Source organism: Klebsiella sp. A-Nf5, assembly GCF_002810545.1.
GTDB classification, from domain to species: Bacteria; Pseudomonadota; Gammaproteobacteria; order Enterobacterales; family Enterobacteriaceae; genus Klebsiella; species Klebsiella variicola.
Genome location: NZ_PIOG01000115.1, coordinates 1 through 1,877, shown reverse-complemented (window position 1 = coordinate 1,877; position 1,877 = coordinate 1). Strand labels below are relative to the sequence as shown.

General features: G+C 52.9%; 3 protein-coding genes. All 3 read right to left on the bottom strand.

Annotation, left to right across the window (positions count from 1 at the left end; all coding sequences use genetic code 11):
* Window positions 1–10: 10 nt before the first annotated feature.
* Window positions 11–1,000, bottom strand: a complete 990-nt coding sequence (gene traU, locus CWM53_RS11010) for a conjugal transfer pilus assembly protein TraU (protein ID WP_040107936.1) — start codon at window positions 998–1,000, stop codon at window positions 11–13.
* Window positions 1,000–1,386: a hypothetical protein gene (locus tag CWM53_RS11005; RefSeq protein WP_100730187.1), complete on the bottom strand. Its 387-nt coding sequence runs from the start codon at window positions 1,384–1,386 to the stop codon at window positions 1,000–1,002. The genes traU and CWM53_RS11005 overlap by 1 nt, the downstream gene beginning before the upstream one ends.
* Before the next feature lie 41 nt (window positions 1,387–1,427).
* Window positions 1,428–1,877 (bottom strand): conjugal transfer pilus assembly protein TraW (gene traW / locus CWM53_RS11000; RefSeq protein WP_165785071.1); only part of this gene is annotated, 450 nt, incomplete at its 5' end.

Here is a 1,877-nt window from a genome sequence, read left to right as displayed (position 1 = left end):
GAGACTCCTGTCAGAGAAAGACACAATTGCGTTTACGCCACATCAGATAGCCGTAGTTCTTGCGGGTGTTGGGTGGATTTTTGCCGGCCTCCCAGCGCATCACGCTGCGTCCAAGCGGATGGCACTGACCACTGTCCGGATACATGTTCACCATCTGATAGCGCCAGCGCTCTTTCGGGATGATCGGGGAGGGATATTCGTAACAGACTGCCTTGTCCTTCCCGATACTCTCCATAATTTGTCCCTGCCGGTGGAGCTTGAAGGCCATACGCTCACTGACCAGTACCGACGACTGCAGCGGGCTGGACTCATTACTGACCTGGCCGTTAAACGGGTAAAGTGAGCCGTGACTTCCACCACACCAGAAGAGCACATCCAGTGGCATATGGAATGCACTGGCCAGCGCATCCGCTGCGCAGGCGCCCTGAGCGATGGGGTTGGCAAACAGGATGGCTTCCGGATTCAGGATGGTGGTGAGGCTGCTGTCCACCCAGGTCGGGTCTATCTCGGACAGATAGGCTATATCCATGTCTCCGCCTTCCAGACAGCCTGCGGAGGTGATGATATTCAGCCAGTAGGTCAGCGGGTACTTGTACCAGTGAACGTGATAGAAGGCGCCGTTCACCTGCTTATCGTCCTTTCTCGCGGTCCCCATACCGGTCTTGCCGAGATTGATACTGAAGCCCCCCAGATTGACCATACAGCCAGGCGAACGGCTGACGTCCGTCATGGCCATCGGCTCCCAGTACCCGATGGCCAGGCCGGGGCGAACAAAAATCGGTGGCGGCGCCGGACACAGCTGCAGGGGACTACCCGGATTGCTGGTATCAGGCAGATCGCCTTTACCAACCTGCACGCTGCCGAGTGATAAAGGAAATATGCAGCGCCAGCACACATCGGTGATCGGGTTAACGAATCGACCTTCACACGACGGATCTGCATGTACCTGAGGGACTAATGAAAAAAACAGGAGGATAAACAAAAATGATATTTTCCTCATTAATTATCCCTTCCCCTGTATTTTTCCCAGATGTTGTTTACACCATCGATTATTTCTTTCTGTTTTTTTAAATCCTGTCCCTTAGCGAACTCCTTCAGCACGTTGGAAATAAACTCCAGCCTGTAAACCTTCCGCCAGAACGAGTCCTCATCATTTGGTTTTAAAAGAAAAAGCTCATCCAAATCCTTTTCCATATCGCTGATGAGATACTTTGCTTTTCCTTCAACATACCGACAATACCGCCCCTTCTGTATTTCATAATCGTCTATTCTTTCTTTCAGAAGCCTTTCACATTCACGACGGTGGTTAATTTCTTTATTTTGTCGGACCACCGTAAGCCACTGAACAACAATTAATGCTGCGAGAGCAATCTCAGTAATAGTCATATAATCACCTGACAAATAATCGTAATACGGAATCGTACGGGTCAACGGACGGGAAACACCTCAATATTCAGCCGTTCACCGGAGGGCGCCGGCGTGACCCGCGCCGGGACCGCCGTCAGGCCAAATCGCTTGCTCAGTACGCCGTTCTGGTCGAAATAGATCCGGCTGTCCAGCGCTGCGGAGGTATCCGGGATACTGCCACGCACCAGGATAATTTTGCTCATCAGGGTTTCCGGCACCTGACGCTTCATCCAGGCCAGCTGGTCGGCATCGTCACCATTGATGAAGTACAGGGTCTGGACAAACGGTACGGTTTTAAGCGGGTTCACCACTTCGCCCTTGCGGGCAAACACCCGCCCCTCATTGTCCTTCAGGTCTTCGGTCAGGCGGATGCTGGGATCAAACCAGCGCTGCTCGTATTTCTCCGCACGCTTAATGCCTTCCACCGGCGCCGGACGCTGACTGTTCTCGATAACCCGCTGCTTAAACGC